Source organism: Arthrobacter sp. NQ7 (assembly GCF_029581595.2).
GTDB lineage: Bacteria > Actinomycetota > Actinomycetes > Actinomycetales > Micrococcaceae > Arthrobacter > Arthrobacter phenanthrenivorans_B.
This window is the reverse complement of the sequence record NZ_JARFXU020000016.1, coordinates 45516-69147: the sequence shown is the minus strand read 5'-3', so window position 1 is coordinate 69147 and position 23632 is coordinate 45516. Positions and strand designations below refer to the sequence as shown.

Genomic DNA, 23632 nt, shown 5'->3' with positions numbered 1-23632 from the left:
GGCAGGGGACGCCGAAAGCGGCGCCGTGCTGCACGGCGCCGCTTCCAGGGGCGGGGCTTATGCCCCGACGATGTTGTGTTCCGGACCGAACGGGAACTTGGTGATGTTTTCCACCGAGTTGTCCTCACCGATGACCAGGATGTCGTGCTCGCGGTAGCCGCCGGCGCCCGGCAGGCCGTCCGCCACCGTGATCATGGGCTCCATGGAGACCACCATGCCGGGCTCGAGGACGGTGTCGATGTCCTCGCGCAGCTCCAGTCCGGCTTCGCGGCCGTAGTAGTGGCTGAGGACGCCGAAGGAGTGGCCGTAGCCGAAGGTGCGGTTGGCCAGCAGGCCGTGGCTGATGTAGATCTCGTTAAGTTCGGCGGCGATGTCCTTGCAGACGGCACCGGGCTTGATGAGTTCCAGTCCGCGGCGGTGCACCTCCACGTTGATGTTCCACAGTTCCAGCGAACGCTCGTCCGGCTGGCCCAGGAAGAGGGTGCGCTCCAGGGCCGTGTAGTAGCCGGAGGTCATGGGGAAGCAGTTCAGCGAGAGGATGTCGCCCTGCTGCAGCTTGCGGGTGGTGGCCCAGTTGTGGGCGCCGTCGGTGTTGATGCCGGACTGGAACCAGACCCAGGTGTCGCGGACTTCGCGGTGGGGGAAAGTCTTGGCGATCTCATGCACCATCGCTTCGGTGCCGATCAGGGCGACCTCGTACTCGCTGATGCCTTCGCGGATGGCGGCGCGGATGGCCTCGCCGCCCAGGTCGCCGATGCGGGCGCCGTGCTTGATGACCTCGATTTCCTCGGCGGACTTGATCATGCGCTGGCGCATGGCGTCCTGGGAAACGTCCAGCAGCTGGGCGCCGGGGAAGGCTGCGGCGATCTTTTCGCGGGTCAGGCCGGGGAGGAAGTCGTCCTCGACGCCGATCCGGTTGGCCTTCACGCCGCGCTGGCGCAGGGCCTCCTGCAGGCCGAAGTAGAAGTTGTCGCGGCGCCAGTCGGTGTAGACGATGTTCTCGCCGTAAGAGGTGCGCCACGGCATGCCGGCGTCGATGTTGGCGGTGACGGTGACCGAGTCGTCCGCGGTGACGACGAGGGCGTAGTTGCGGCCGAATGTGGTGTACAGGAAGTCGGAGTAGTACTTGATGCCGTGGTAGCTGGTGAGGATGACGGCGTCCAGGTCCTTGGCGGCCATGATCCGGCGCAGGCCGCCCAGGCGGCGTTCGAACTCTGCGTCCGAGAACGTGAGCTTGCCCTTGGAACCGTTGTGCAGGACCTTGAGGCGCTCGAGTTCGGCGATGGAGGACGCGTTGTCAGCGGTGATAGTCACGAAGATGTGCCTTTCTAATGGGTGCCGGCCGCTGATGTGCAGCCGGTGTTGGTTTGCGTAATGAGGATGGTTTATGGAGACCTCTTGGTCAGAGGTGCTTGAGGGGCTTCCGCGACGTCTCGGCGGCGAACAGCACCGCCGTGAGGGACACCGCAGCGGCGGCCACGAGGTACCAGCCGGGCGCCAGCTTGCTCTGCGTCATGCCGATCAGCAGGGTGGCCATGAACGGGGCGGTGCCGCCGAACAGGGCGTTGGAGAGGTTGAAGCTGACGGCGAAGCCGCTGTACCGGACCTTGGTGGGGAACAGTTCCGCCAGGAAACTGGGCAGCGTTCCGTCGTTCAGGGTGAGCATGCCGCCCAGCAGGATCTGGACCAGCACGATCACCAGGAAGTTGCCGGTATCCAGCAGCATGAAGGCGGGAACGGTCAGCAGCATGAACAGCACCGAGGCGGTGATCAGCATGCGCTTGCGGCCGAAGCGGTCCGACGCGATGCCGGTCAGGAAGATGAAGCCGATGTAGCTGGCCAGGGCGATGATGGTGGCAAGGAAGGACTCGGTGGGCCCAAAGCCCAGTTCCTCGGACAGGTACGTGGGCATGTAGCTGAGGATGACGTAGAAGCCGACGGCGTTGAGCAGCACCGCACCGCAGGCGATGACAAGCTGCTTCCGGTACGTCCGGAACATGTCCAGCGCCGGCGCTTTGGGAGTGGATTCCTCCTGGTCGGCCAGGGCACGGAAGGCCGGGGTGTCCTCCAGCTTGGTGCGGATATAGCGGCCGATCAGGCCCATCGGGGCAGCCAGCAGGAACGGCAGCCGCCAGCCCCAGTCATGCAGCTGGTCGGTGCTCAGCACCGAGCTGAGGAGTGCCGCGATCAGTGAGCCCAGGAGCAGGCCGGCCGCGGTGCTGGCAGGGACGACGGCGGCGTAGAGGCCGCGCCGGTTCGCCGGAGCGTACTCCACCAGGAAGGCTGATGCCCCGGCATATTCACCGGCTGCCGAAAAGCCCTGGACAACGCGGACCACGAGGAGCAGGACCGGGGCCAGCATGCCGATGGTTCCGTAGCCCGGGATGAGGGCGATGCAGAACGTGGAGACGGACATAATGACGATGGACAGGGACAGGGCTTTGCGCCGGCCGAGCTTGTCGCCGATGTGGCCCCAGAAGAAGCCGCCCAGGGGACGGACGAAGAACGAGATGGCAAAGACGGCGAAGGTGGCCAGCAGCGCGGTCTGCCGGTCGGCTTCGGGGAAGAACACTGAGGAAATAACTGCGGCCAGATAGCCGTACACCGCGTAATCGAACCATTCGACGAAGTTGCCGATGAAGCTGGCGGTGACCACCCGGCGTCGTACGTCCTTGCCGGCCACAGCACTGCCCGCGCCCTGGCCTGCCGGGACAGGGCCGTTGGCGACGGCGGCAACGGCTCCTGCCTGGGGGGAATTTGATTTGGTACTCATCGAACCACCAATAAGAGTTTGTGTTGCACTGATTGCAACGTGGTTGTTTCAACATAGGTGGTGATGCGCACCACAGTCAATAGGTTTCGGAAGCATTAATTTCCGTTTAGGCGTCCAGGCACCTCCAGCTCAACGCCCCCTATGCAGCATCGCGACAAAAGCAAGCGTCGCATTCAAAGCAACGACGTTGCGTAGAATGATTATTGGGATCGCACCCGAGGGCCCCCTAGCCCACGGCATCCCTGCCGGTCAGGTCGTTACAGCAGAGAGGCCGAAAGGCACAGGCGCGGTTCCCCCTCCTGCCCGCATAATGGCGCCATGGACGAATCCGCCGCCACCGAGCGGACCGAGCGAAGACCTGACCGGATCCTGCTCGCGCTGGTGGGCGTGGTGGTGGTGCTGGTGGTGGTTGCCCTGGCAGTGGTCTTCAGCCGGGGCGAGCCTGCCCCCTTGGATGAGGCGAGCCCCGCGGGAGTGGTCCAGCGGTACAGCAGGGCAGTGATCGACGACGACGTCCCCGCCGCGGAATCCTTCCTCACCGAGGGTGCCAGGAGCCGGTGCAGCGGCTCCTACTACGGCGAGCCCCGGCCGGCCCGCGTGGTCCTGGTTTCGACGACGGAACGCACCGATTCAGCCACCGTGCGGGTTTCGATCGTGCACGCGGCCCAGGGTGGCGGCCCTTTCGGCCCGTCCGAGTATGAGACCGAGGACGCCTTCATGCTCCTCAAAGTGAACGGGCGATGGATGATTGACCAGCCGCCGTATCCCCTGCTGGCCTGTACCCAGGCTCCGGTGAAGCAATGACGGCGCCGGCGGCTGCCGCAGCCCCCGCTCCGGCCGGTGGCCTGGCAACCCTGCGCCGCCTGATCCTGTACGTCCTGTTGTTTGCCCTGGTGGTGATCACAGCCTCCGGACTCAGCGGCCTGCTGGAACGCCTCTTCCGCACGGCATCGGTGCTGGTGAGCGGTGACGTCGCCGGACTGGCCCTCTCGCTGGCGTTCACCCTGATCGGCGGCCCGCTGACGCTTCTGCTGTGGTGGTTCGTCTGGCGGCGGCTGGACGACGAATCCGAACGCAGGGCACCCGGCTGGGGCCTTTACCTGACCGGAATGTATACGGTCCCGCTGATCATCACCACCACATCGCTGCTGGAGCTGGCCGCGTCCTTCATTGGCGCCCACGGGAACCAGTGGCCGTCCCCGCTGGCCAACGGCCTCGTCTGGGCCGCGATCTGGTGGTGGCACCGCTGGATGTGGAAGCACCCCCGCAAACCGTCGTCGCACCTTGAGGACGTTAGGGCCGTCATCGGGTCCGTCTTTGGCCTGCTGCTGGGTGCCGGCGCCGCGATCGCGGCTTTGGGCGTTCTCCTGGATGCAGCAATCCGGGGTTTCACGGCAACGGCCGGCTTTGAACCCTGGTGGTTCGACGTCGTCAGGCCCCTCGTCTGGGCAGCCGGTGGCGCGTTGGTGTGGTGGTGGCACTGGTTCCGGGAGGGTGGCCGCCGGTTCCAGACCGGGCTCGTGGACGTCACCATCATCACGGTGGGGATCTTCGCGGCAGGCCTCACCGCCCTCGGCGGACTGGGCGTCATCCTGTTTATCCTCCTGCGGCTTTCGTTTGACCGCAGCGACCCGTTGAACGACCTGCTCGAGCCACTGGCCCCGGCCATCGCCGCGGCGGTCATCGGGGCCATCGTGTGGCGCTACCACCGCACCGTCTCCGCCCACCGCTCGCCGCAGACCCGGCGCGCCAGCCTCCTGGTCACGTCGGCGGTGGCCCTCGCCGCGTCCGCGTCCGGAGTCGGCGTCGTGGTCAACGCGTTGCTTGCGGCAGCGGTATCGCCGCTGGCGGGCAGTTCCACGCGCACGCTGCTCCTGGGCGGTCTCAGCTCACTGGTGGTGGGAAGCCCGGTCTGGTGGCTGGCGTGGAAGCCGGGGCACCAGCCTGCGACGGCAGCCGCAATTCCACCGGGCAGGCGCGTCTACCTGGTCGCATTTTTCGGGGTGAGCGCCGTGGTGGCCCTGGTGACGCTGCTGGTGATCGGCTACCGGCTCTTTGAATTCCTGCTCGGTGATGTGTCCGGCGGAAGCCTGCTGGACCGTATCCGCGCGCCTTTCGGCCTGCTGGTGGCTGCAGGCCTGGTCGCTGGCTACCACTTCGCCCTGTGGCGCCACGACCGCGCATTGCTCGCTGCGGCGGGGCCGTTGCGCCGGCGGGTGCTTGAGAGCGTTACCTTGGTCAGCGGCTATCCAGTGGATGCCGTCGACCCCGCGGCTTTGGCCCGCGGCATCGCTGATGCCGCCGGAGGCGCCAAGGTGACCACGTGGTTAAGGGCGGACGACGGCGGCACCGGGCTTTCGCCGTCGTCCGGTCCTTTGCCGTCTGTCACGCCCGGGGTGGAGGATGCCATCCGGCAGGTGTCGGCGGCCCTGGACGGTATTGCCGCGCAGCATGTGCTGGTGCTGGCGGGCCCTGGCGCGCGGATGGAGGTCATCGCCCTCGCGGCGGCTGGCGGCGCGCCCGTTTCCGGCGCAGCGTTACCAAGCCGGGTCCTACGCCCCTAGCTGGGCCGGGGAGCACTGCCTAGCGTTGGTGCTGGCAAAGGAGGCCGGCGATGGCTGTTCGTGGAGTTGCGGGGCGTCGCGGCGGTTCATCGGGAAAGTGCGGCAGGCTCTGGGCCGGCTGCATGGCGGCAGTCCTCCTGACGCTGGCCGGGTGCTCATCCGGAAGCGGCAACACCCAAGGCAGCCCGTCGGGCAGCTCAGCGGCTCCGCCGCAGCCGTCGTCGGCCGCCACGTCGGTGTCGACTACGGCGCCGTCCGCTGTATTCACCGACGCGGAGCTCGCAGCCATCATTAACGGGGTGGGCCAGAGCCGCCAGCTGCCGTTTCCCCCGGCCCACGACTCCACTTCCCTCCGCAGCGCCACAGTAAACGGCTCCCTTCCGTCCACCAGCATGGAGACCACGCCCGCCGATTGCCTCGCCCTCCTCCCCCAAAATCCTTTTGCCCGCTGGGCGGACAAGGGCATCCAGTTTGCAGAAGGAGCGATGCCGCCCGCGGGCGGGCAGTCTGGCCCCACCAGCACCGTGATGATCGTGTTGAGGAGTGCGGAGAAAAGGGCCATCGCCGCAGCGGATTTTGGCTATACGGATGACCTCGTGACGCGGTGCGGCCACTTCGATATGGCTTCGACTGAGGCCGGCCGCACCTCCACATACGCCATTCAGCTGCTTGCCGCTCCCCCTGTGGCCGACAGGCAGCACGCTTTCATGCAGGTGACCAAGCCGAAGGGACCCGAAGACTTCGGATCTGTTGGATTGCGGGTCCTGGCGGGGACGCTCTCCATCACGCTGAACCTTGCCGTTGCCAACCTCAACTCCGAGGCGGACGCCAAACCCGCGCTGGAGGAGATGGCGGGATTGGCGAGGGAGCTTATTGAACAGTCGGTGAAGGCCCCGCCATCCGTAGCGCCGCCGGTCCCGAACGCGCTGACGCCCGAGCAGCTTGTGGGCATGTTCAAAGGCATGACGGGCCCCGGTGGGGAGGCCGTGACCCTGCCGCAAGCCACGATCATCGCGGCGTCCCCGAACTTCACCCCGGCCGTCCCGCCCCAGACGTCCGATTCTCCCTGCACCTTCAATGACGAGTCGTACGTTGGCTCCCTCATTGGTTCCGTTTCCGGACAGGGACAGATCGAGGGGACCAGCAAGATCGACTACACGGACTTCACCGTTGTCAGCATGCCTTCCACTATGGCCACGCCGTTCCCGTTCGACTCCCGCGCAGACCGTCTCAGGGGCTGCACCAGTATCCAGGAAAGCCTATTCGGCGGCGGCGGCCGGACCTGGTCTGCTGTTTCCAACCTGGCAGTCACCATTCCCGCCGACGCAAGCTACGCCGTGGCTTATCAGCTGTCCGACGGCACAGGCGAATGGCACGTCAGGAGCGGCGCCCGGCGGGGGACACTTTCGGTCGAAGCGAGCGCGAGGACCGCCTCCCAGCCCGAAGCGCAGGCCAAGGCGGACGCCCTGTCAGCTTTCTTTGATTCGGTCTTTTCGCGGGCCGGAAAGTGACTTCCCGGTGCAGGATGAACGGGTTCCTCAAGATTTGCGAAGTTTATCCCGCTGGTGGATTAACCCTCTTCCCTTGCTTTTGCAGGATCCCTATGGTTGGCACACGGGTCTTGCCAAGGGGGACATGTGAAAAGCTCAGCTGAAGGTTTTCAGGACGCCAGGAACCAGGATGCGCAGCCGGCCGCAGCGCCTGATTCCCTGGACGGACAGCAGAAAACGGCGGAGTGGACATCCGATTGCCTGCTCACGTTGAAGAGTCCCATCCGGTTCACCCGGGCCGACTGGCCCTGACCGCGGAACCCGCTACTCAACAGGCTCGATCAGTTCCGGGCCGTTGTTCCGCACGCTGTTGACCATGGTGCTGACCACGCGCGGCGTCAGGGTGGGTTCGGGCAAGGAGTCCAGCAGGTTCTGGATGTCGTCCTTCTCCGTCAGGTCCGGGTCCAGCCACTCTGCGAAGCGCTCCCGCGGGATGATCACCGGCGACCTGTCGTGGACGTGCCCCAGGGCGTCCTGGGCAGTGGTGGTCAGCACGGTGCAGCTCAGGAGCCAGCGGCCCGGGTCATCCTCGGGGACGGACGGATCGGCCCACCACTCGTACAGGCCGGCGAAGCCCAGCATCGGTTCCTTCTCCGAGTACAGATAGTTGGGGATCTTTTTACCGTCCTCCGTCTTTTGCCACTCGTAGTAGCCGTCCGCGGGAAGAATGGCACGTCTTTTCACTGCGGCCTTGCGGAAGGCGGGCTTCTCCAGGATGCTCTCGCTGCGGGCATTTATCAGCTTGTTGCCGATCTTGACGTCCTTGGCCCAGGACGGAACCAGGCCCCAGTGCGCCACCAACAGGTGCCGTTCGATGCTGCCTTCGTCCAGCCGCTCGGCGACGATCGGCACCGGCTCGGTGGGGGCAACATTCCAGCTTGGTGGCGGAGGCGTGCCTTCCACCTCTTTGGCGTCAAAGTAGCTCAGCAGGTCACCGGTGGCCTTGGACATTACGTATCTGCCGCACATAGGCCCATTCTGCCGGAGACGGCGCCGGCAATGGCCTCCCGGCGTGGAACTGTTTGCGCGCGGCGGCGGAAACCCCCGTGCGGGACGGGCCACCTGGACCACCGGTATGAACCCCTGGGGGCCATGCGCCCAACACGGCCAGCGCACTGGTCCAGGTCGTTACCCGCCGTTTCAGGCCCGCCCGGTCTATGAAGCTTCTGGGCCGAGGTCAGCTGGAAGCATCCCGCTCGATCTCCTCGGCGAGGTCATCCACGTCCTCGGGACGGGCGTTGATGCCCGCTTCCTCGAAGCGCTCCTCGAGGACATGGGCAACGTCGTCCTGCACGTGGCCCAGCTGGATCTCGTGGCGGACATCCTCGGCGATGCTTTCAGGGGTCTCTTCGTGGCCGGCCGCGGCCACCATCTCGTCGTTGCCGTCAAAGGGGTCGGTGGCCCCGCCATCTCCGGAATCAGTCATATTCCATGGTTACCCCGCTCCTTCCGCCGGTAAACGGGCAGAAGGCGCCTCAGGTGGGCGTACGACGGCGGGCGCGTCCCGCCGTCGTGCGCCCGCCAGGGAGGTCAGGAGACTTCGGCGAGGAGCCCGTCGATGCGGGCCAACAGGCCCGGCCAGCCGTTGCCCATGCCTTCGATGGCGTGGCGCCCCATCGGGGTGTCGAGGCGGAAGCCGGCGTGCTCAAAGTGGAGGATGGTGCCGCCGTCGACCGGCTCCAGGCGCCACGTGATGGTCGTGTCCAGCTGGCCCTCCGAGAAGAGGAAGCTGATGGAGCTGCCCGGGTCCACGGCCAGGACCTCGCATTGCTGCTGGCCCCAGGCGTCCATGTCCATGGTGAAGCGATGGCCCACGACGGGTGCGATGTCGCCGGCGGCCCACCACCTGGCCAGCAGTTCCGGTGTGGTCAGGGCTGCCCAGACCGCCGCCGGGGGGTGCGGAAAGCGGCGCTGGAGCCTGATGGCATTGTCGGTCATGACGGTTTCTCCTCGTCCAGAAGGTCTGCCAGCGCGTCCAGCCGCTGGTTCCAGTAGTGCTCGAAGTTCTTCACCCAGCCGCCGATCTCGGCAAGTGCGGCCGGCTGGAGGTGGTACACCCGGTTGCGGCCCTGCCGCTCCTCACGGACCAGGCCTGCCCCACGGAGGACGGCCAGGTGTTCGGATGCTGCGGGCCGGCTGAGGTCCACCAGGCTGGTGAGCTCGCCGGCTGTCCTCGAACCGTTGCGGAGTTCGTCCAGCATGACGCGCCGCGCAGGATTGGAAACTGCGGCAAAGACATCGGGAAGCACCCCTGGAGTATATGTCGGAAATCTCCGACGTATCAACCGCCCGTGGTGACGCCGGCCCCAGCCGCGTCCTACTCTTGAGTAACAATCGAGAGGACTCCCACTTTGGCATGCAACGGCTGCACTGCATCTTCACGGCTTGATGTCGACTTCAGCATGGCGTTTCAGCCGATATATGACGCTGCCGCTGGACGCGTATGGGGGTACGAGGCCCTGGTCAGGGGGCTCGCGGGCGAGGGTGCGTACGAGGTCCTGTCGAAGGTTTCCCCCGAACAGAGGTACCGCTTTGACCAGGACTGCCGCGTAAAGGCGATCGAACTGGCGGCCCGTTTGTTTCCGGCCGGCGGAGACCTGATGCTGTCCATCAATTTCATGCCCAACGCGGTCTATGAACCCGCGGCCTGCCTTCGCGCCACGCTGCTCGCGGCCGCACGCTGCAGCTTTCCCCTGTCATCCATCATGTTCGAGTTCACCGAGAACGAAGAGGTCACGGACACTGCCCACCTGACCAACATCATCACCGAATACCGCAAGCACGGTTTCACCACAGCGATCGACGATTTTGGGGCCGGCCATGCAGGCTTGGGACTCCTCGTAGATTTCCAGCCGGACCTGATCAAGATCGACATGAAGCTGATCCGGGGTATTGAGGCCAGCCCTGCGCGGCGGGCGGTGGTTGCGGGCATTGTGTCCATCGCCGGGGATCTCAACATCTCGGTGCTCGCCGAAGGCGTCGAAACCGAAGCGGAGTTTCGGGTTCTGAAGGCCACCGGCGTGCGCCTTTTCCAGGGGTACTGGTTTGCGAAGCCGGCGTTCGAAAAGCTTCCCCCGGTGCATATCGTGGACACCGTCGGCATCGGCCAGCGCGTCCCGGATCCGCCAATTACCTGGATCCGGGACTGACCCGCCGCCCAACCCGGTAGCCTGCCCAGAATGCGAGCACCAGCAGCCCTGCGCCCATCAGGGCAAGTCCGGCCTGGGTGCCCTGGGTGATGAAGGCCGCCCCGTTGGCACTGAACGGTTGATTGCTCAGCGGTGCATACGCGAACCAGCCCACGAAGTCCCGGTTCAGGTAGGCAATCAGGCCGCCGGCCATCAGCGCGGCAAGCCCCAGGACAGGAACGACGGCGGCAGGCAGTTTGGTGCGTTTGGACGGCTGGCGTTCCCCAGGTGTGTTGTTTTCCCCCATGCACGCGAGTCTAGCCGGGCTGCATCTCCGCGGTTTAGGCTGGGCGGATGTTGACCATCGGAACCATTGTCCTCGGCGTCAACGACGTTGCCGCCGCCACCACGTTCTGGCGCGACGCCATCGGCTATGTCCCACGGGAGCCCGGTGACGACACCTGGGTGACCCTTGCTCCGGCGTCGGGCACCGGCGCGCACCTGTCGCTCATGCTCAGCGAAACCCCCGTCCAGGACCACCCGCGGATCCATCTCGATCTGTATGCGGATGACCAGGACGCGGAGGTGGAGCGGCTGGTTTCCCTGGGCGCCAAGCGCGTGGACTGGGACCTGTACCCGGACGACCCGGATTTTGTGGTCCTCGAGGATCCGGACGGGAACCGGTTCTGCGTCATCGACAAGAGCCAGGGCTAGGGCCGCCGCCAGGGAACACCGGCTTCCGGGAACAAGCGGGTGGCCCGCACCGTTGGAAGCTCTAGGAACCACTGCCTGCAGCATGCGGCAGCCACGGAAGGGAAACCCTATGGTCAGGGCTATTTGGAACGGAAAAGTCATCGCCGAATCCGCGGACACCGTGGTGGTGGAGGGCAACCACTATTTCCCGCGTGACGCCGTGAAGGCCGACTACCTGCGGGACAGCGACAAGAATACGTTTTGCCCCTGGAAGGGCCAGGCCAGCTACCACACGCTCGAGGTGGACGGTGCGCTGAATGAGGCCGCGGCCTGGTACTACCCGGAGCCCAAGCCTAGCGCCAAGCACATCGAGGACCGGGTGGCGTTCTGGCGCGGGGTCACCATCGAGGACTAGCAAGTAGACGCACGGAGGCGGATGACGCCGGGACATCCCCGGCGCCGTCCGCCTCCTTCGTGTGCTCTGCCTGGCTTCCCGCTGCTTTCGCTTCCCTACTTCCCAGGCAGTCAGCGCCAGAATTCCGCGAGCTTTCCCGCCAGGCCTTTCCCCTGGTTGTACCCCGCCTGGGCGGCGGCCGGACGCAGGGACAGGTCCATGGCGTTGGCGCCGAACATGTACTCGGCGTCTCCCGCCGGGAACACTGTTTCCACCATGCTCCCGCCCGCCCGCAACTCCACGACCTGCGCCGCAAGCTGCATGCCCCACTCCAGCGGCATCCGCGTCCTGCCGCCAAAGGGCGACAGCACCAGGACGCGCCCACAACCGGCGGCCAGGTCCGCGTTCTCGTTGCGCCGGTAGCCGCCGTCGATATAGCTGTTGGCACCGATCCGGTAGGCCGAACCACTGGAACAGCTGGCGGCAACCGCATCCACCAGGTCGATGCCGCCGTCGCGGTGAAACACCGCAGGCTCGCCGGTGTGTGCGTCGACGGCGGTGATGAGCAGGTCATGCTCCGGCCAGGACGCTGCAGGCAATCGGGCCGCCACGGTGGCACGCCACCGCCCCGAGGCGTCGTATCCGGCAGCAAGGTCCAGCGCCAGGGCACCCATCCGGCGGCGCATGTCGGCTGGGTCTTCAGCAGAGGCGATGATCCGGCCGGTCCGCTCAAGGTGGTCGGACACCGGCCTGGCGGCGGGGACCCCACCGGCTGCCACGGCCGGAGCCGTTCGCTGCTGAGGCGCGGCGTCAACGACGGCGGCGTACAGGTCCGCCGGTGCGGCGCCGGAAATTTGGGCCGCCGCGGTGGATCCGGCGGAGGTTCCGATGACCAGATCGGCAGTGGCCACGTCCAGCCCGGCATCGGCCAGGCCGGCCAGCACGCCGATCAGCCATGCATTGCCTGTTGATCCGCCGCCGCCGAGGACGAGGGCGCGGCGGGAGGCCGGCACGGATTGCGGGATGGAAGAAGGTGTTGGATTCATGGGAGTCGCCTTTCGCGAATTGCCTGTGCGGCGCTCCCGGCGGCGACTAGTTCAGCCGCGTGATCGTGGGCTGCGAGGGAGCACCCATTACGGATACAGCTTTCATGGGTCTCACCTCCTGAGGACGGGTCACGATCACGGGAATCATGGCACACCGGCCAGCCGCGCGCAACGGGTACATTTGGGGGCGATGATTTCCATTGACCGGGACGACCCCGCACGCAGCGATGTCCAGCAGCTCCTCCATGAACACCTTGCGGACATGTTTGCCACCTCGCCGGCCGAAAGCGTCCACGCCTTGGACCATTCAGCGCTGTCCGCACCCTCAATCACGTTCTGGACGGCCCGGGAGGACGGCGGCCTGCTGGGTTGCGGCGCCCTGAAGCTTCTGGACTCCCCCGCAGGCCAGGCAACAGTTGGCGAACTCAAGTCCATGCGCACCACAGAAGCCGCCCGGGGCCGCGGCGTGGCCACCCGCATGCTCCGGCACATCCTCGACGATGCAAGGGCAAGGAACCTGCGCCGGGTCTGCCTGGAAACGGGCACCGAGGACTACTTCGCACCCGCGCGCCGCCTCTACGCCCGCCACGGCTTCACCGAATGCCCGCCCTTCGCCGACTACGTGCCGGACCCCAACAGCGTCTTCATGGAGCTCCGCCTCTAGCAAGGCACCTGCCAGGCACCCAAGGAAAGCGGACGACGGCGGGTGCGCACCCGCCGTCGTCCGCTTCCTGGATCGATTTCCTGTACTTCTTTGCTAGACGTCGCCGCGCCAGCCACCGGTTTCCGTGCCGCGCGATTCGATGAATTCCTTGAACCTGCGCATGTCGGCCTTGACCTGCATCTCGTCGATCTTCAGGGCCGCGCCTACCTTTTCCGTGGCGTTTTCCGGAGTCCATTCGAAGTGCACTTTGACCTTGGTGTGGTTGGCATCCATCGGCGTGAACCTGATGATGCCGGCGTGCGACTTGCCGTCGGTGCTGCGCCAGGCGATCCTGTCATCCGGCTCCTGGTCGACGATTTCAGTGTCGAACTCCCGCTTCGCGCCGCCCACGTTGGTGACCCAGTGGTTGGTGGTATCCGTCAGCTGGGTGATCGACTCAACGCCGGACATGAACTGCGGGAAGGATTCGAACTGGGTCCACTGGTTGTAGGCCGTCCGCACCGGGACAGCCACTTCAACGGTCTCCTCAACCTCTTCAACGTGTGCCATTTGCTGCCTCCTCATGATGGACGGCCGCAACAGCGGACCGGCAGAGCTTGCCATCCTGCCAGTCAGGCAGCCGCCACGTTTGCACCATAGATCCGGCGGCCACCCGTGTCCAGACCCAAAAATCCGCAGCGTACGACGGCGGGTGGGCACCCGCCGTCGTCCGCTTCCCCTGCGTGCCTACTGGCTGAAGGGGACCTTTTCCCAGCTCAGCACGTCGCCGCCTGTGGCGCCATTGCCGGCGACCGTGAAACGGACATAGTCCACGGCATTGTTGGCGCCGTCCACGGTGATGCGCTGCAGATTGTCCGCAGCCGGCGAACCGTAGATCCCCAGCCAGGGTGAGCCCGCGGCGAGGGGCTGGTTCTCCGCGAAGACGTGGCTGTCGCCGTTCACCAGGTAGACCGGGGCGTCGAAGCGGTTGGTCTCTTCGACGATGGCCTGCACGATCCGGCGAAAACCGGAGACCGTGTCCGGGTTGGCGGTCGCTGCCTCGAGCAGCGAGGGGTCGAACATGTCCGCCTGCTGCAGAAGGACCACGGCCCGGTCATTGCTGCGCCGCGCATCGGCGAAGGTCTGGCGGATCTGGGCGATGACCGCATCCGTCCGGTAGTCCACCTCCGCCAACTGCTCCGGGGTGGGCGCCGTCTTGCCCAGGCCCGTCCATGGCAGGAGGGAGTTGTTGCTGCCCTGGACGTTGAGCACGGAGAAGGCCACCCGGTTCCTGGTGAAGCTGACGTCCTCCGGGAGTCCCAGGTTCTCCTGGCTCTTCACGGGCATGGTGGCACCAAGGGTTTTGCCGGGCTGGTTGAAGAAGACTTCCCGGAGCTTGTCGAGGCGCTCCAGCGGGTTGTAGGCGCCATTGTTGGTCCGGTGGCAGTCCACCCACTCGTTGTCGCCGGGTGTGTAGACCAGAGGATGGGTGAAGGTGTCGAACTGGGCGCGGATGGAGGAGAAGTACTCGTCCGAGCACACGGAGGAACCGTTCTTGATATCGCCCACGTGTGCTACAAACGCCAGGTCCTTGTCCGCATTCAGGTCCTGGATCCTGGATGGGAACTTGGCGATTTCCGCTGCCCCGTAGGGAATGTCGCCGATGGCGGCGAAGGTGAACGCCTGGTTGTCGTTGCTGGTGCTGTCCGCTTGTGCTGTTTGGGCGAAGGCAGGCTGGGACGCAAGGAGGCCAAGCGCCAGGGTGAGTGCCGCCGTCGTGGTTTTCACGATCTTAGAGGGCATGGGATTGCTCCTGTTTCTGCTGGTTGCCTAGGCTGCGCGGGCGGTGAGGAACTGCTGGAGGCCGGCGAGGTCGTCGGTATTGATGTGGTCCACGCCTGCATTGGCGAGCTCGGTCCAGACGGCATCGCGGGCGGCGCCGGGCTGGTCCGGGGTGGCCCAGAAGCGGACCCGGTAGCCGTTGGCGTGGGCCGTGGCCACGAAGGCGCGGAGTTTGGCGCGCTCGGCCTCGGGCATGGGTCCGACGCCCTGCCAGGTGAAGAGCTTGGTCCAGTTGTCGCTGACCAGCGGCATCAGGGCTGCGGGCAGTCCGGAGGTGAGGTCGGTGGAGCGGCCGTCGTAGAAGCTGGAGCGCTGGGCCTGTGCCTGCATGGTGGCCAGCGGGCGGTTGCCGCTGATCACCGCGGTGACCGGGCCGGTTTTGACGTTGCCGTTGGTGTAGCGGCTCATGATGTCCCGGTGTTCGGCCAGTTCCTGCTCGACGGCGGCGTAGGTGGCCTCGCCCTCGCTCTTGATGTCAATGAGGAGCTGCAGGCTGCCGTCCCACTGCGGATAGACGCTGTGCCCGGGCGTGCTGCGGACCAGGTCCTGGAGCGGGTCAAGGTAGAGGCTTTCCAGGGTTTCACCCTGCTTGGCATCCGCCAGGTCGTGCGCCACGCGCAGCTCGCCATCCACCAGCCATACGTCCGCCTCAACACTGGTGAAGCCGTGTTCCAGCGCGTCGTACAGGGGGCGGTCGTGCTCGTAATCGTTGTGGGCGTGCGTTCCGGCGAGGGGTTGGCCGACGACGACGGGAGCCGGCTTGGGTGCCTCAGCCGGGGCCTGGGTTTGTGCATTGGTGTGGGCCTGGGTGTGGGCTTTCACTTGCGTCTGCGCCTGGGCTGGGGCGGCGGCTGTCCCGGCCAGGAAGGCGAGGGCGGCGACAGCGGCGAAGGTTCTTTTCACGAACACGGAAGACTCCTGGTGCCTTGGGGATGACCGTCCAGGCTGGGGGTGCCGGGCGGGAGGGTGCGTGAAAAGACTGCTGGGTCTGCCGAAACGCTGTGGGGCCTGCTGGTTGACGGCTGGTGAACGGCACTGGAAGCGCGAGACCTCCCCGCATGCCCGGGCACAGCAGCGGTTTGCTGCGCCCGGGCCCAGTGGGACGGTTACGAGGCAACCAGAAAATCAACGATGAGTGTCTCCAACGGGCTGTTTCCGTTCGGGAGGCACCCTGGAGGCCAGAGCGTTGGTTCCCGGTCCGCTCGTTCGGCGTTGTACTTGCGGCCCGACGGCGAGACCCAGCCGGGCGGTTCATTCCTGGCCGCAGGTCCCGGACCCCAGCGGGTCCGGTGCTTGAGCCGGTGATGCTTGGGACACAACTGACCCAGGTTGCTGATCCCCGTGGCGCCTCCGTGCTGCCAAGCCGTGAGGTGGTCCGCCTCATTGTCCTGGCTCGGATTGCTGCAGCCGGGAAAGGTGCACTTTCCATCGCGCACCCGCAGCCACCGCTTCAAGGTTTCCGGAAGCCGGTAGCTCGTGCGGCCGATTTCCAGCGGCGCCCCGTCCCGCGGGTCCACCAATACCCGGTAGAAGGAACCGGCACCTTCCGCGACGAGTTTGCGAGCCATCGATGCCGGGATGGGTCCGTAGTTGTCAAGGTCCGCGGGTTCATCCGTGGCGCCCAAGAGGGAGAAGACCGGCACTGTGACCAGGACGTCCGCTGTGAGGGATGGCCCGGCCCCGGCATTCCCGCCTGGGGTGCCAAGCAACAATCTGGCGGCCTCGTCGACCCTGATTTGGGTGAGGGTCCGCGGTTCTTCCGGTCCCTGCAGTCCACGCGCCAGGGCTGTGGCCTTGTTCCAAATGGCGCAGGCCTTTTCCGCAGGCATATAGAGCGAGACCCATGCCATGCCGTTGCGGTCCGGAGAGTATTCCATCCGCCGGTCTTCCACGGACCTCATGTGCCTGATCTCAAGGGATTCGGGTTGATGGCGTTCCCGCCAGACCCGTACCTTCCGCCTAAACCGGGCCGGCGCCAGCTCCCCTGCCGCGGCACCCCTGGCCGCATTCGGAGCCTCCGGGTCCAGAAAATGCGCCTCCAGCGCGGAGGCGGCGGCCTTGTCCAGGCCGGTGGTTTCATCGACGATGATCCGGGCGTGCTGCCAGGAAATCTTTCCCGACTGCAACGCATCCAGTGCCGCGGGCAACGTTGTGGTCAGCGCGTGCGCCTCACCCAGCAGTGCCGCCGCGGCACGCTCCCCAACAGTCAGGACGCAGGCGACTTCCGCCACCAGGCTCATCTCGCGTGCTGAGGACTCATATGCGCTGTCCGCCGGTCCCTCCATGGCAGCGGCTGCCTCCGCATACCCGGCGAGCAGGCGCACTTTGACGGCCGCAGTGGCGGCCTCGATCCGGGCCACAACACCCAGACCGTCCAGGCACGAATCAGCAAGGTGGCCCAGTGGATCGTAAACATCACGGTGATCGCCGTCCGAATCTCCTGAAGACGGGCCAAGGACGTCAATCAGCTCGTCCGCCAGCCTCCTTATGGACGTAACGACAGCGGGCAGTCCGGCGCTGCCTCCTGCATCCACCACCGCCCAGGTTTCCATACCCAAAGCTTGGCAGGAGGGTCTGACATTTTGCTTCCGGCACCCAGCCGTCCCGGACCGAACCGCTACCGGGCTGGTCGGCTGCTGGCGAGGCTGCGGGCCCGGGCGGGGCTGCGGGTGCCGGGCTGAGAGGAAGCGGGCAGGTGGGCAGGGTGGGCTGCGGCCGGGTCGGGCAGATGGGCAGGTGGGCGGGATGGGGCTGCGGCAGGAGCGGCTGCGGGCTGGAGGACTGCCGCAACCAGGTTTTACATTCTGGAAACTCAAAACCCTTTTCGCAAACAAAATTGCAGAGTAGATTAGATGCAATTGCACTTGCAGAGTGATCTGCGTTACAGAATAGGTCCACCGTGAACCCCAGCGCTTCCGCAGACCAGGCAGCAGAGCAGACAGCAGACCAGGCAGCACGGCCGGCACAAGAGCGCGGCGCCGAAAGCGAACGCAGCGGCTCCGATATCAGCTCCCACGCCTGGCTCGGGGACGCTCTGCCCGATGTTCCGCTCACCAAGGCCCAAAGCCGGGTGGTGGAGGTCATTCGCCGGAACCCGCAGCTGTCCTCGTACGCGGACATTGCCGAGATCGCCCAGCGCGCGGACGTGAACAATTCGTCTGTGGTGCGAACGGCCCAGCACTTGGGCTACCGGGGCTGGCCCGACCTGCAGCGCGAACTCCGCTCCCGCTACCTAGTGATGATCTCCACCGAAGACACGCTCACAGAGCACGGCGAAACCCGCAGCCCGCTGTACGAGGCCATCAACCACGACATTGAAAACCTCCGCCTAACGCTCGACTCCAACACCCCGGAGGAAGCCGAGGCCGCCATCGCCGCGCTGGCGGCAGCAAAGTCCATTACCGTCGTCGGAATTGGCTCCTTTGCCGGGCCCGCGAGCGTCATGGCCCACCTGGGTTCCACCATGGGCTATCCCATCAGCCTGGAAAACCGTGCCGGCCCGCACCTGGCCTCAAGCACCAACAGCCTGGGTCCCGGCGATGTCCTGGTGGTCATCAACATGTGGCGCTCGGTGAAGCAGATCATCATTGCCGCCGAAGCCGCCAAACAGGCAGGCGCCACCGTCATCGCCATCAGCGACCTGCGCCGCGGCCGCCTGGCCACCGCCGCGGACCATCTCCTGGTGGTGGCCTCCGAAGGCATCTCCTTCTTCCAGTCCGTCACCGCCGCGAACTCCCTGGTCTACGGCCTGCTCGCCGGCATGGAGGCAGCGCATCCGGAGCGCAGCCGGGCCACCATCCGCCGCACCCAGCAGCTCTGGAAAGACCTGGACATCTACCTCGACTAAGACCGCAAACCTTCAATATCCACCCAGGAGTACCCCACATGCACGAACCACACAATCGCCGCGTTGCCGTGATCGGCCTCGGCGCCATGGGCGGCGCCATGGCCGCCACCCTGCACAAGGCAGGCTGGGACGTCACCGGCTTCGACCCCTCGGAATCCGCACGGGCCACGGCAAAAGAAGCCGGCATCAGCACCACCGACACACTGGCGAGCGTCGCCGGGACCCCCTACGTCGTTCTCTCCCTGCCAGCCGCCAGCATCGTGGAAACCACCGTTCCGCACCTGCTGGCAGAACCGGGCACTGTCGCCATCATTGACACCACCACCTCCGAACCCGCCACCAGCAAGCGCATGGCCGAACTCGCGGAAGCCCATGGGGCGGCGTTCATCGACGCCCCGGTCTCCGGCGGCCGCGACGGCGCAGCAACCGGCAGCCTCAGCGCCTTCGTTGGCGCCACCGACGCAGCGCTCAAGGCCGCTGAACCAGTCCTACTGGCACTCACCGGCGGCAACTACAGCCACATCGGCGGCCCCGGCAGCGGCAACGTGGTCAAGCTCCTCAACAACGTCCTTGCTGCCGCCAACCTCGCCTCTGTGGGCGAAGCGCTGGGCGTCGCCAAGGCCTATGGCATCGACCCCGCCACCGCAGCAGCCAGCATCAGCGGCGCCTCCGGCGGCAGCAAGGTCTCCGCCGCCATGTACCCCAACTGGGTGCTCACCGGCAGCCACGATTCCGGCTTCTCGATGGGCCTGATGGCCCGCGATGCCGCCCTCGCCGTGGATGTCGCGGAGCAGATCGGCGAGAAGCCAGCGCTCCTGGCCGCCGTCGCCAGCCAGTGGCAGGACGCCCTGGCCGTCCTCGGACCAAGGGCCGACTTCACCGAAATCGCCCGCACCGTGGCCCCCGCCATCACCCCGGCCGGCGCCCCCGAATCCACAACCGCCGCCTGAAGCTTCCCGCGCCAGAATCCCCCAAAGGAAACAACACCTTGAGTATCACCACAGCACCCACCTCCTCCTCCGCGGCCACCGCAAAGGACGCCCTGGACGCCGCCTTCCCCAGTGGCCTCGGCGCCTTCGTTGACGGCCGCGTCGCCACCGGCAGCGGCGAAGGCATCACGCTCACCGCCGCGGCCACCGGCGAAACCTTCGCCACCTACGCGGACCCCGGCGCTGAGGGTGCCAACGCCATCCTGGAAAGTTCGACGGCGGGCGCCCGGGTTTGGGGCGCACTGAGCGGTTTCGAGCGGGCCGCCATCCTGCGCAACGTCAGCCGCGCCGTGGAGCAGCACGCCGAGGAACTGGCCATCCTCGAATCTGCCACCACCGGCAAGCCCATCCGCGATGCCCGGGCAGAAGCCGCAAAGGTGGCCGAGATGTTCGGTTACTACGCCGGCTGGGCGGACAAGCTCACTGGGCAGACCATCCCCGTCCCGGGCAACTGGCACACGTACACCGAGCGCGTGCCATGGGGCGTCGTCGTCGCCATCACCCCTTGGAACGCACCGATGTTCACGGCCGGCTGGAACTCCGCCGCTCCGCTCGCCGCGGGCAACGCCGTGATCATCAAGCCCAGCGAATTCACCCCGGCGTCCTCGGTCCGGCTCGCCCAGATCGCCCATGAAGCAGGCCTGCCGGCCGGCGTCTTCAACGTGGCCGCAGGGCTGGGCCAGACGGTCGGCGCGGCACTGACCACGGACCAGCGCGTGGGCAAAGTCAGCTTCATCGGCTCCGTCCCCACAGGGCGCCGCGTCGCCGTGGCCGCGGCCCAGGCCGGCATCCCGGCCCTGCTGGAACTCGGCGGCAAGAGCGCCAACATCGTCTTCGCCGACGCCGATTTGGAGCGCGCCGCAGAGGGAGCCATCTCCGCCATCTTCTCCGGCGCCGGCCAGTCCTGCGTGGCCGGGTCCCGGCTTCTGGTGGAGCGCAGCGTGCACGCGGAATTCGTGGAAATGGTCGCCGCCAAGGCCGCAAAGCTCCGCGTGGGCGATCCCCTCAGCGCGGACACCGAAGTAGGCCCCATCATCACGCCGCAGCAGTTCGCCACCGTCACCGGCCTGATCGAGGCGGGTATGGACGACGGCGGCCGGCGCCTGACCGGGTCCACCTTGCCGGAGTCGCTGAGCGGCTCAGCCCTGAAGGGCGGTCACTGGGTGATGCCCACGCTGCTGGACGGCGTCACCCCGCAGAACCGGCTGGAAACCACCGAGGTCTTTGGCCCGGTGGTGGGCGCCGACGCGTTCGATACCGAGGCTGAGGCCATTGCCCGGGCCAACAACACCAGCTTCGGCCTGGCCGGCGCGGTATGGACCTCGGACGTGTCCCGCGCGCACCACGTGGCCCGCGAGGTCAAGGCTGGAACGTTCTGGATCAACTCGTACAAGACCATCCACGTGGCGGTACCGTTCGGCGGGTTCGGCGATTCCGGCCATGGCCGTTCCTCCGGCCCGGGCGTCCTGGACGAGTACACGCAGACCAAGGCCGTCTGGGTTCCCACACGCGCCGCCGGTTCCCCCTTCCCGTCCTTGTCCTACTAGGAGACCCATGGAAACGACTGACACAACCCCCGCGGCCGGTGCGCTGCGCACTGCCCTGGCGGACGGCGTCGAACGCTGGAAACCCAAGGTGGAGGCGCTGGCCAAGGACATCCACGGTTTCAAGGAAGTCTCCTTCGAGGAGGTGAAGTCCGCGGAGGCCATCACCGCGCTGCTGGCCGAGGGCGGCTTCGAGGTGGAGCACGGCACCAGCGGCCTGCCCACGGCGTTTACGGCGACCGCAGGCAGCGGTGACCTGGTGGTGGCGCTGTGCGTGGAGTACGACGCGCTGCCTGGTATCGGCCACGCCTGCGGGCACAACCTGATCGCCGGCGCGTCCGTGGCTGCGGCCCTGGCGCTGCAGCCGTACGTGGACGAACTTGGCATCACGCTCAAGGCCATCGGCACCCCGGCGGAGGAGCACGGCGGCGGCAAGGCGCTGATGCTGGAGCAGGGAGCGTTCGACGGCGTGGGGCTGGCGTTGATGGTCCACCCCGTCCACGACGGGGTCACCTACAACCCCGCCGGCACCAGCGCCCAGGCGGTTGGCCGGTACAAGGCCACGTTCACCGGCAAGGCGGCCCACGCGGCGGCCGCCCCGCACATGGGCGTGAACGCCGCCGATGCGGCGGTGCTGAGCCAGGTGGCGATCGGCCTGCTGCGCCAGCAGATCCCGTCCGACCACCGGATTGCCTGCTTTGTGGCCGAGGCCGGGCACGTCACCAACATCATCCCGGAGAAGGCCGTGGTGGAGTTCGAGTGCCGTGCCTTCACCCTGCGCGAATTCGAGGCGCTGCTGGTGCGGGTGCGCCGCTGCTTTGAAGGGGCCGCCCTTGCCACTGGAACCACGCTGGCCTTTGAGGACACTGAACCGCTGTATGAGCCGCTGATCCAGGATGACGACCTGGCAGCGCACTGGACCTCGGCGATGGGTGCCTTCGGCAAAGACACCTCCCCGGCCGCCGGGCTTAGCGGCGGTTCCACGGACATGGGCAACATTTCCCAGGTCATCCCGTCCCTGCACCCGTGGCTGAGCATTCCGGGTGCAGACGTTCCCATCCATTCGCACGCGTTCGCCGCACTGGCGGACAGTCCCCAAGCGTACGGGGTGATGTTCGAGGCGGGCTCCGCGCTGGCCTGGACCGTCGCCGCGGCCGCCTCAACCCCCACCCAACGTCAACGCTTCACCCAAGCGGCGTACCGCCGTCGTACTTTCACCCAGGAAGGCGCATCATGAGCACTGTCAAAGCAGCCCGGACCGACACGGCCGGCACCAGGCTGACCATACCCGTCGCCGCGCTGGCGTTCGTGATCGCCCTCGCCGTGCAGTTCATTGGGCAGGCGAAGATCGATCTGGGCATCGGTTCCATCATCATTTTCCCCATGGTGTGGGGCCTGATCCTGGGCCTGCTGGTGTCCATCCAGAAGTTCAAGCCACTGGGCATCGACCTGCAGAGGGTTGCGGCTGCCTTGGTGGGCGTGGCAGTGCTGCTGCTGGTGGCGCGACTGGCGTTCAACATCGGCCCGAGCCTGCCCACGCTGCTGAAGGCCGGCCCGGCGCTGCTGCTGCAGGAGGTGGGCCACCTGCTGGGCACCATCGTGCTGGCGCTGCCGCTGGCCGTGCTGCTGCGGATGGGCAAGGCCACCGTGGGTGCCACGTTCTCGCTGGACCGTGAGCCGTCCTTCGCGATGGTGTCCGAGAAGTACGGGCCGGACTCGGACCAGTACCGCGGCGTGCTGGCCATGTACGTGTTCGGGACCCTGTTTGGCGCCGTGTTCATCACGCTGCTGACGTCGCTGGTGGCCAACTGGAAGATCTTCGATCCGCTGGCGCTGGCGATGGGCGCGGGTGTGGGGTCCGGTTCGATGATGGCCGCGTCGGTTGCGAGCATCACCGCCGCCTATCCAGGCGACCAGGACGCCATCCTGGGCATGGCGGCCGTGTCCAACCTGATCACCACGGTGCTCGGTGTGTACGTGGGCATCTATGTGTCGCTGCCGCTGGCGGACAAGTTCTACCGGGTGCTGACGCGGAAGCAGCAGAACCGCCAGGTGGTTGCCGCCGGTGCTGGTGCTAGTGGCTCTGCCTCTCTTTCCGCCGCCGATGCCGAGCGCGAAACCGCACAGGCTGAGGAGAACCGGCGGTTCCGGGAGCGGGTGGCCGAGTCCTCCGCGGCGATCAAGCTCCCGCTGTGGCTCTCACTGTCCGTACTCACTGTTCTTGGCATTGGCACGGCCTCCATCGCGGCGAAGGGGTTCAGCCTGACCATCGTGCTGGGATATGTGGTCCTGCTGGCGCTGGTCCTGGTGGGCATCGCGCTGGCGAAGGTCACCCGGAAGATCTCGGCGATCGTGTTCATCACCACCATCGGCGCGTACATCTCCAGCCCGTGGTTCTTTGCGGCCGAGCCGCTGAACGCGGCCGTCAAGACCGTGGACTTCCTGTCCATCGCCACGGTGATGCTGACCCTGGCCGGCCTGTCCCTGGGCAAGGACATCCCGCTGCTGAAGAACATCGGCTGGAAGATCATCCCGGTGGGACTGGTGGCGATTACGGCGTCGTTCCTGCTGGCTACGGTGATCGCCGAGTTCGCGCTGGGGCTGTGGCACTGAGGTAGG

24 protein-coding genes are annotated in these 23632 nt (G+C 66.5%); 12 read left to right on the top strand and 12 right to left on the bottom strand.

The features are described 5' to 3' along the window. Nucleotides 1-57 precede the first annotated feature (57 nt). Both PUN71_RS16070 and PUN71_RS16065 read right to left on the bottom strand, forming a co-directional pair. Nucleotides 58-1314, bottom strand: a complete 1257-nt coding sequence (locus PUN71_RS16070; RefSeq protein WP_277799229.1) for an aminopeptidase P family protein — start codon at nt 1312-1314, stop codon at nt 58-60. An 88-nt stretch (nt 1315-1402) separates the two neighbouring features. Beyond that, a complete protein-coding gene (locus PUN71_RS16065) occupies nt 1403-2773 on the bottom strand; it encodes an MFS transporter (RefSeq protein ID WP_277799228.1) in 1371 nt (456 codons plus the stop codon). Between the two features lie 318 nt (nt 2774-3091). Between PUN71_RS16065 and PUN71_RS16060 the strand changes: the two genes are divergently transcribed. From PUN71_RS16060 to PUN71_RS16050, 3 genes are read left to right on the top strand one after another with little or no spacing between them, the layout of a single operon-like run. After that, entirely contained in the window at nt 3092-3577 is a 486-nt protein-coding gene (locus tag PUN71_RS16060) for an LpqB family beta-propeller domain-containing protein (protein WP_277799227.1), read from the top strand. Next, complete coding sequence (locus PUN71_RS16055) at nt 3574-5337, top strand: DUF5671 domain-containing protein (protein WP_277799226.1); 1764 nt, start codon at nt 3574-3576, stop codon at nt 5335-5337. The genes PUN71_RS16060 and PUN71_RS16055 overlap by 4 nt, the downstream gene beginning before the upstream one ends. A 50-nt stretch (nt 5338-5387) precedes the next feature. Beyond that, nucleotides 5388-6848 carry a DUF3558 domain-containing protein gene (locus PUN71_RS16050; protein WP_277799225.1) on the top strand — a complete coding sequence of 487 codons (1461 nt, stop codon included), beginning with the start codon at nt 5388-5390 and terminating at the stop codon, nt 6846-6848. 303 nt (nt 6849-7151) lie between these two features. Here PUN71_RS16050 and PUN71_RS16045 read toward each other — a convergent pair whose 3' ends face one another. The 4 genes from PUN71_RS16045 to PUN71_RS16030 all read right to left on the bottom strand — a co-directional run bounded on the left by PUN71_RS16045 (nt 7152) and on the right by PUN71_RS16030 (nt 9136). Continuing rightward, nucleotides 7152-7856 (bottom strand): SOS response-associated peptidase, encoded by a 705-nt coding sequence (locus PUN71_RS16045; protein ID WP_277799224.1) that lies wholly within the window; start codon nt 7854-7856, stop codon nt 7152-7154. A 208-nt stretch (nt 7857-8064) separates the two neighbouring features. Further along, nucleotides 8065-8313: a hypothetical protein gene (locus PUN71_RS16040; protein ID WP_277799223.1), complete on the bottom strand. Its 249-nt coding sequence runs from the start codon at nt 8311-8313 to the stop codon at nt 8065-8067. 104 nt (nt 8314-8417) lie between these two features. Next, the gene (locus PUN71_RS16035) at nt 8418-8825 is read right to left on the bottom strand and encodes an SRPBCC family protein (protein WP_277799222.1); all 408 of its coding nucleotides are present in this window, start codon (nt 8823-8825) and stop codon (nt 8418-8420) included. After that, nucleotides 8822-9136, bottom strand: a complete 315-nt coding sequence (locus PUN71_RS16030) for an ArsR/SmtB family transcription factor (RefSeq protein ID WP_277799221.1) — start codon at nt 9134-9136, stop codon at nt 8822-8824. The genes PUN71_RS16035 and PUN71_RS16030 overlap by 4 nt, the downstream gene beginning before the upstream one ends. 153 nt (nt 9137-9289) lie before the next feature. Between PUN71_RS16030 and PUN71_RS16025 the strand changes: the two genes are divergently transcribed. After that, the gene (locus tag PUN71_RS16025) at nt 9290-10036 is read left to right on the top strand and encodes an EAL domain-containing protein (RefSeq protein ID WP_277799220.1); all 747 of its coding nucleotides are present in this window, start codon (nt 9290-9292) and stop codon (nt 10034-10036) included. Here the strand turns inward: PUN71_RS16025 and PUN71_RS16020 are convergent. Next, entirely contained in the window at nt 10017-10322 is a 306-nt protein-coding gene (locus tag PUN71_RS16020; RefSeq protein ID WP_043452599.1) for a hypothetical protein, read from the bottom strand. The genes PUN71_RS16025 and PUN71_RS16020 overlap by 20 nt on opposite strands. Before the next feature lie 47 nt (nt 10323-10369). Between PUN71_RS16020 and PUN71_RS16015 the strand changes: the two genes are divergently transcribed. Next, nucleotides 10370-10729: a VOC family protein gene (locus PUN71_RS16015; RefSeq protein ID WP_277799219.1), complete on the top strand. Its 360-nt coding sequence runs from the start codon at nt 10370-10372 to the stop codon at nt 10727-10729. 109 nt (nt 10730-10838) lie between these two features. Further along, nucleotides 10839-11123: a DUF427 domain-containing protein gene (locus PUN71_RS16010; RefSeq protein ID WP_277799218.1), complete on the top strand. Its 285-nt coding sequence runs from the start codon at nt 10839-10841 to the stop codon at nt 11121-11123. Between the two features lie 110 nt (nt 11124-11233). Here PUN71_RS16010 and PUN71_RS16005 read toward each other — a convergent pair whose 3' ends face one another. Then, nucleotides 11234-12148: a patatin-like phospholipase family protein gene (locus PUN71_RS16005; protein ID WP_277799217.1), complete on the bottom strand. Its 915-nt coding sequence runs from the start codon at nt 12146-12148 to the stop codon at nt 11234-11236. A gap of 190 nt (nt 12149-12338) precedes the next feature. On the opposite strand from PUN71_RS16005, the gene PUN71_RS16000 reads away from it, so the two are divergent. Continuing rightward, entirely contained in the window at nt 12339-12812 is a 474-nt protein-coding gene (locus PUN71_RS16000; protein WP_277799216.1) for a GNAT family N-acetyltransferase, read from the top strand. 93 nt (nt 12813-12905) lie between these two features. Here PUN71_RS16000 and PUN71_RS15995 read toward each other — a convergent pair whose 3' ends face one another. The 4 genes from PUN71_RS15995 to PUN71_RS15980 form a co-directional block, all read right to left on the bottom strand. Continuing rightward, nucleotides 12906-13361 (bottom strand): SRPBCC family protein, encoded by a 456-nt coding sequence (locus PUN71_RS15995; RefSeq protein ID WP_277799215.1) that lies wholly within the window; start codon nt 13359-13361, stop codon nt 12906-12908. A gap of 177 nt (nt 13362-13538) precedes the next feature. Beyond that, nucleotides 13539-14594: a hypothetical protein gene (locus PUN71_RS15990; RefSeq protein WP_277799214.1), complete on the bottom strand. Its 1056-nt coding sequence runs from the start codon at nt 14592-14594 to the stop codon at nt 13539-13541. 27 nt (nt 14595-14621) lie between these two features. Further along, the gene (locus PUN71_RS15985) at nt 14622-15542 is read right to left on the bottom strand and encodes a phosphatidylinositol-specific phospholipase C/glycerophosphodiester phosphodiesterase family protein (RefSeq protein ID WP_277799213.1); all 921 of its coding nucleotides are present in this window, start codon (nt 15540-15542) and stop codon (nt 14622-14624) included. A 197-nt stretch (nt 15543-15739) separates the two neighbouring features. Continuing rightward, complete coding sequence (locus PUN71_RS15980; protein WP_277799212.1) at nt 15740-17185, bottom strand: HNH endonuclease signature motif containing protein; 1446 nt, start codon at nt 17183-17185, stop codon at nt 15740-15742. A gap of 452 nt (nt 17186-17637) precedes the next feature. Between PUN71_RS15980 and PUN71_RS15975 the strand changes: the two genes are divergently transcribed. The 5 genes from PUN71_RS15975 to PUN71_RS15955 are packed head-to-tail and all read left to right on the top strand — an operon-like array spanning nt 17638 to nt 23626. Continuing rightward, a complete protein-coding gene (locus PUN71_RS15975) occupies nt 17638-18480 on the top strand; it encodes a MurR/RpiR family transcriptional regulator (protein WP_277799260.1) in 843 nt (280 codons plus the stop codon). Nucleotides 18481-18518: 38 nt separating this feature from the next. Next, complete coding sequence (locus tag PUN71_RS15970) at nt 18519-19430, top strand: NAD(P)-dependent oxidoreductase (protein ID WP_277799211.1); 912 nt, start codon at nt 18519-18521, stop codon at nt 19428-19430. 38 nt (nt 19431-19468) lie between these two features. After that, a complete protein-coding gene (locus PUN71_RS15965) occupies nt 19469-21016 on the top strand; it encodes an aldehyde dehydrogenase family protein (RefSeq protein WP_277799210.1) in 1548 nt (515 codons plus the stop codon). Between the two features lie 7 nt (nt 21017-21023). After that, the gene (locus PUN71_RS15960; protein ID WP_277799209.1) at nt 21024-22250 is read left to right on the top strand and encodes an amidohydrolase; all 1227 of its coding nucleotides are present in this window, start codon (nt 21024-21026) and stop codon (nt 22248-22250) included. After that, nucleotides 22247-23626, top strand: coding sequence for a DUF3100 domain-containing protein (locus PUN71_RS15955; RefSeq protein WP_277799208.1), 1380 nt, complete (start codon nt 22247-22249; stop codon nt 23624-23626). The genes PUN71_RS15960 and PUN71_RS15955 overlap by 4 nt, the downstream gene beginning before the upstream one ends. Nucleotides 23627-23632 lie beyond the last annotated feature (6 nt).

Excerpts from the sequence above, each read along its gene's own strand:
- PUN71_RS16065 (WP_277799228.1), bottom strand. The coding sequence starts at position 2,773 with ATGAGTACCAAATCAAATTCCCCCCAGGCAGGAGCCGTTGCCGCCGTC.
- PUN71_RS16060 (WP_277799227.1), top strand. The coding sequence starts at position 3,092 with ATGGACGAATCCGCCGCCACCGAGCGGACCGAGCGAAGACCTGACCGG.
- PUN71_RS16055 (WP_277799226.1), top strand. The coding sequence starts at position 3,574 with ATGACGGCGCCGGCGGCTGCCGCAGCCCCCGCTCCGGCCGGTGGCCTG.
- PUN71_RS16050 (WP_277799225.1), top strand. The coding sequence starts at position 5,388 with ATGGCTGTTCGTGGAGTTGCGGGGCGTCGCGGCGGTTCATCGGGAAAG.
- PUN71_RS16045 (WP_277799224.1), bottom strand. The coding sequence starts at position 7,856 with ATGTGCGGCAGATACGTAATGTCCAAGGCCACCGGTGACCTGCTGAGC.
- PUN71_RS16040 (WP_277799223.1), bottom strand. The coding sequence starts at position 8,313 with ATGACTGATTCCGGAGATGGCGGGGCCACCGACCCCTTTGACGGCAAC.
- PUN71_RS16035 (WP_277799222.1), bottom strand. The coding sequence starts at position 8,825 with ATGACCGACAATGCCATCAGGCTCCAGCGCCGCTTTCCGCACCCCCCG.
- PUN71_RS16025 (WP_277799220.1), top strand. The coding sequence starts at position 9,290 with ATGGCGTTTCAGCCGATATATGACGCTGCCGCTGGACGCGTATGGGGG.
- PUN71_RS16020 (WP_043452599.1), bottom strand. The coding sequence starts at position 10,322 with ATGGGGGAAAACAACACACCTGGGGAACGCCAGCCGTCCAAACGCACC.
- PUN71_RS16015 (WP_277799219.1), top strand. The coding sequence starts at position 10,370 with ATGTTGACCATCGGAACCATTGTCCTCGGCGTCAACGACGTTGCCGCC.
- PUN71_RS16010 (WP_277799218.1), top strand. The coding sequence starts at position 10,839 with ATGGTCAGGGCTATTTGGAACGGAAAAGTCATCGCCGAATCCGCGGAC.
- PUN71_RS16005 (WP_277799217.1), bottom strand. The coding sequence starts at position 12,148 with ATGAATCCAACACCTTCTTCCATCCCGCAATCCGTGCCGGCCTCCCGC.
- PUN71_RS16000 (WP_277799216.1), top strand. The coding sequence starts at position 12,339 with ATGATTTCCATTGACCGGGACGACCCCGCACGCAGCGATGTCCAGCAG.
- PUN71_RS15995 (WP_277799215.1), bottom strand. The coding sequence starts at position 13,361 with ATGGCACACGTTGAAGAGGTTGAGGAGACCGTTGAAGTGGCTGTCCCG.
- PUN71_RS15990 (WP_277799214.1), bottom strand. The coding sequence starts at position 14,594 with ATGCCCTCTAAGATCGTGAAAACCACGACGGCGGCACTCACCCTGGCG.
- PUN71_RS15980 (WP_277799212.1), bottom strand. The coding sequence starts at position 17,185 with ATGGAAACCTGGGCGGTGGTGGATGCAGGAGGCAGCGCCGGACTGCCC.
- PUN71_RS15970 (WP_277799211.1), top strand. The coding sequence starts at position 18,519 with ATGCACGAACCACACAATCGCCGCGTTGCCGTGATCGGCCTCGGCGCC.
- PUN71_RS15960 (WP_277799209.1), top strand. The coding sequence starts at position 21,024 with ATGGAAACGACTGACACAACCCCCGCGGCCGGTGCGCTGCGCACTGCC.
- PUN71_RS15955 (WP_277799208.1), top strand. The coding sequence starts at position 22,247 with ATGAGCACTGTCAAAGCAGCCCGGACCGACACGGCCGGCACCAGGCTG.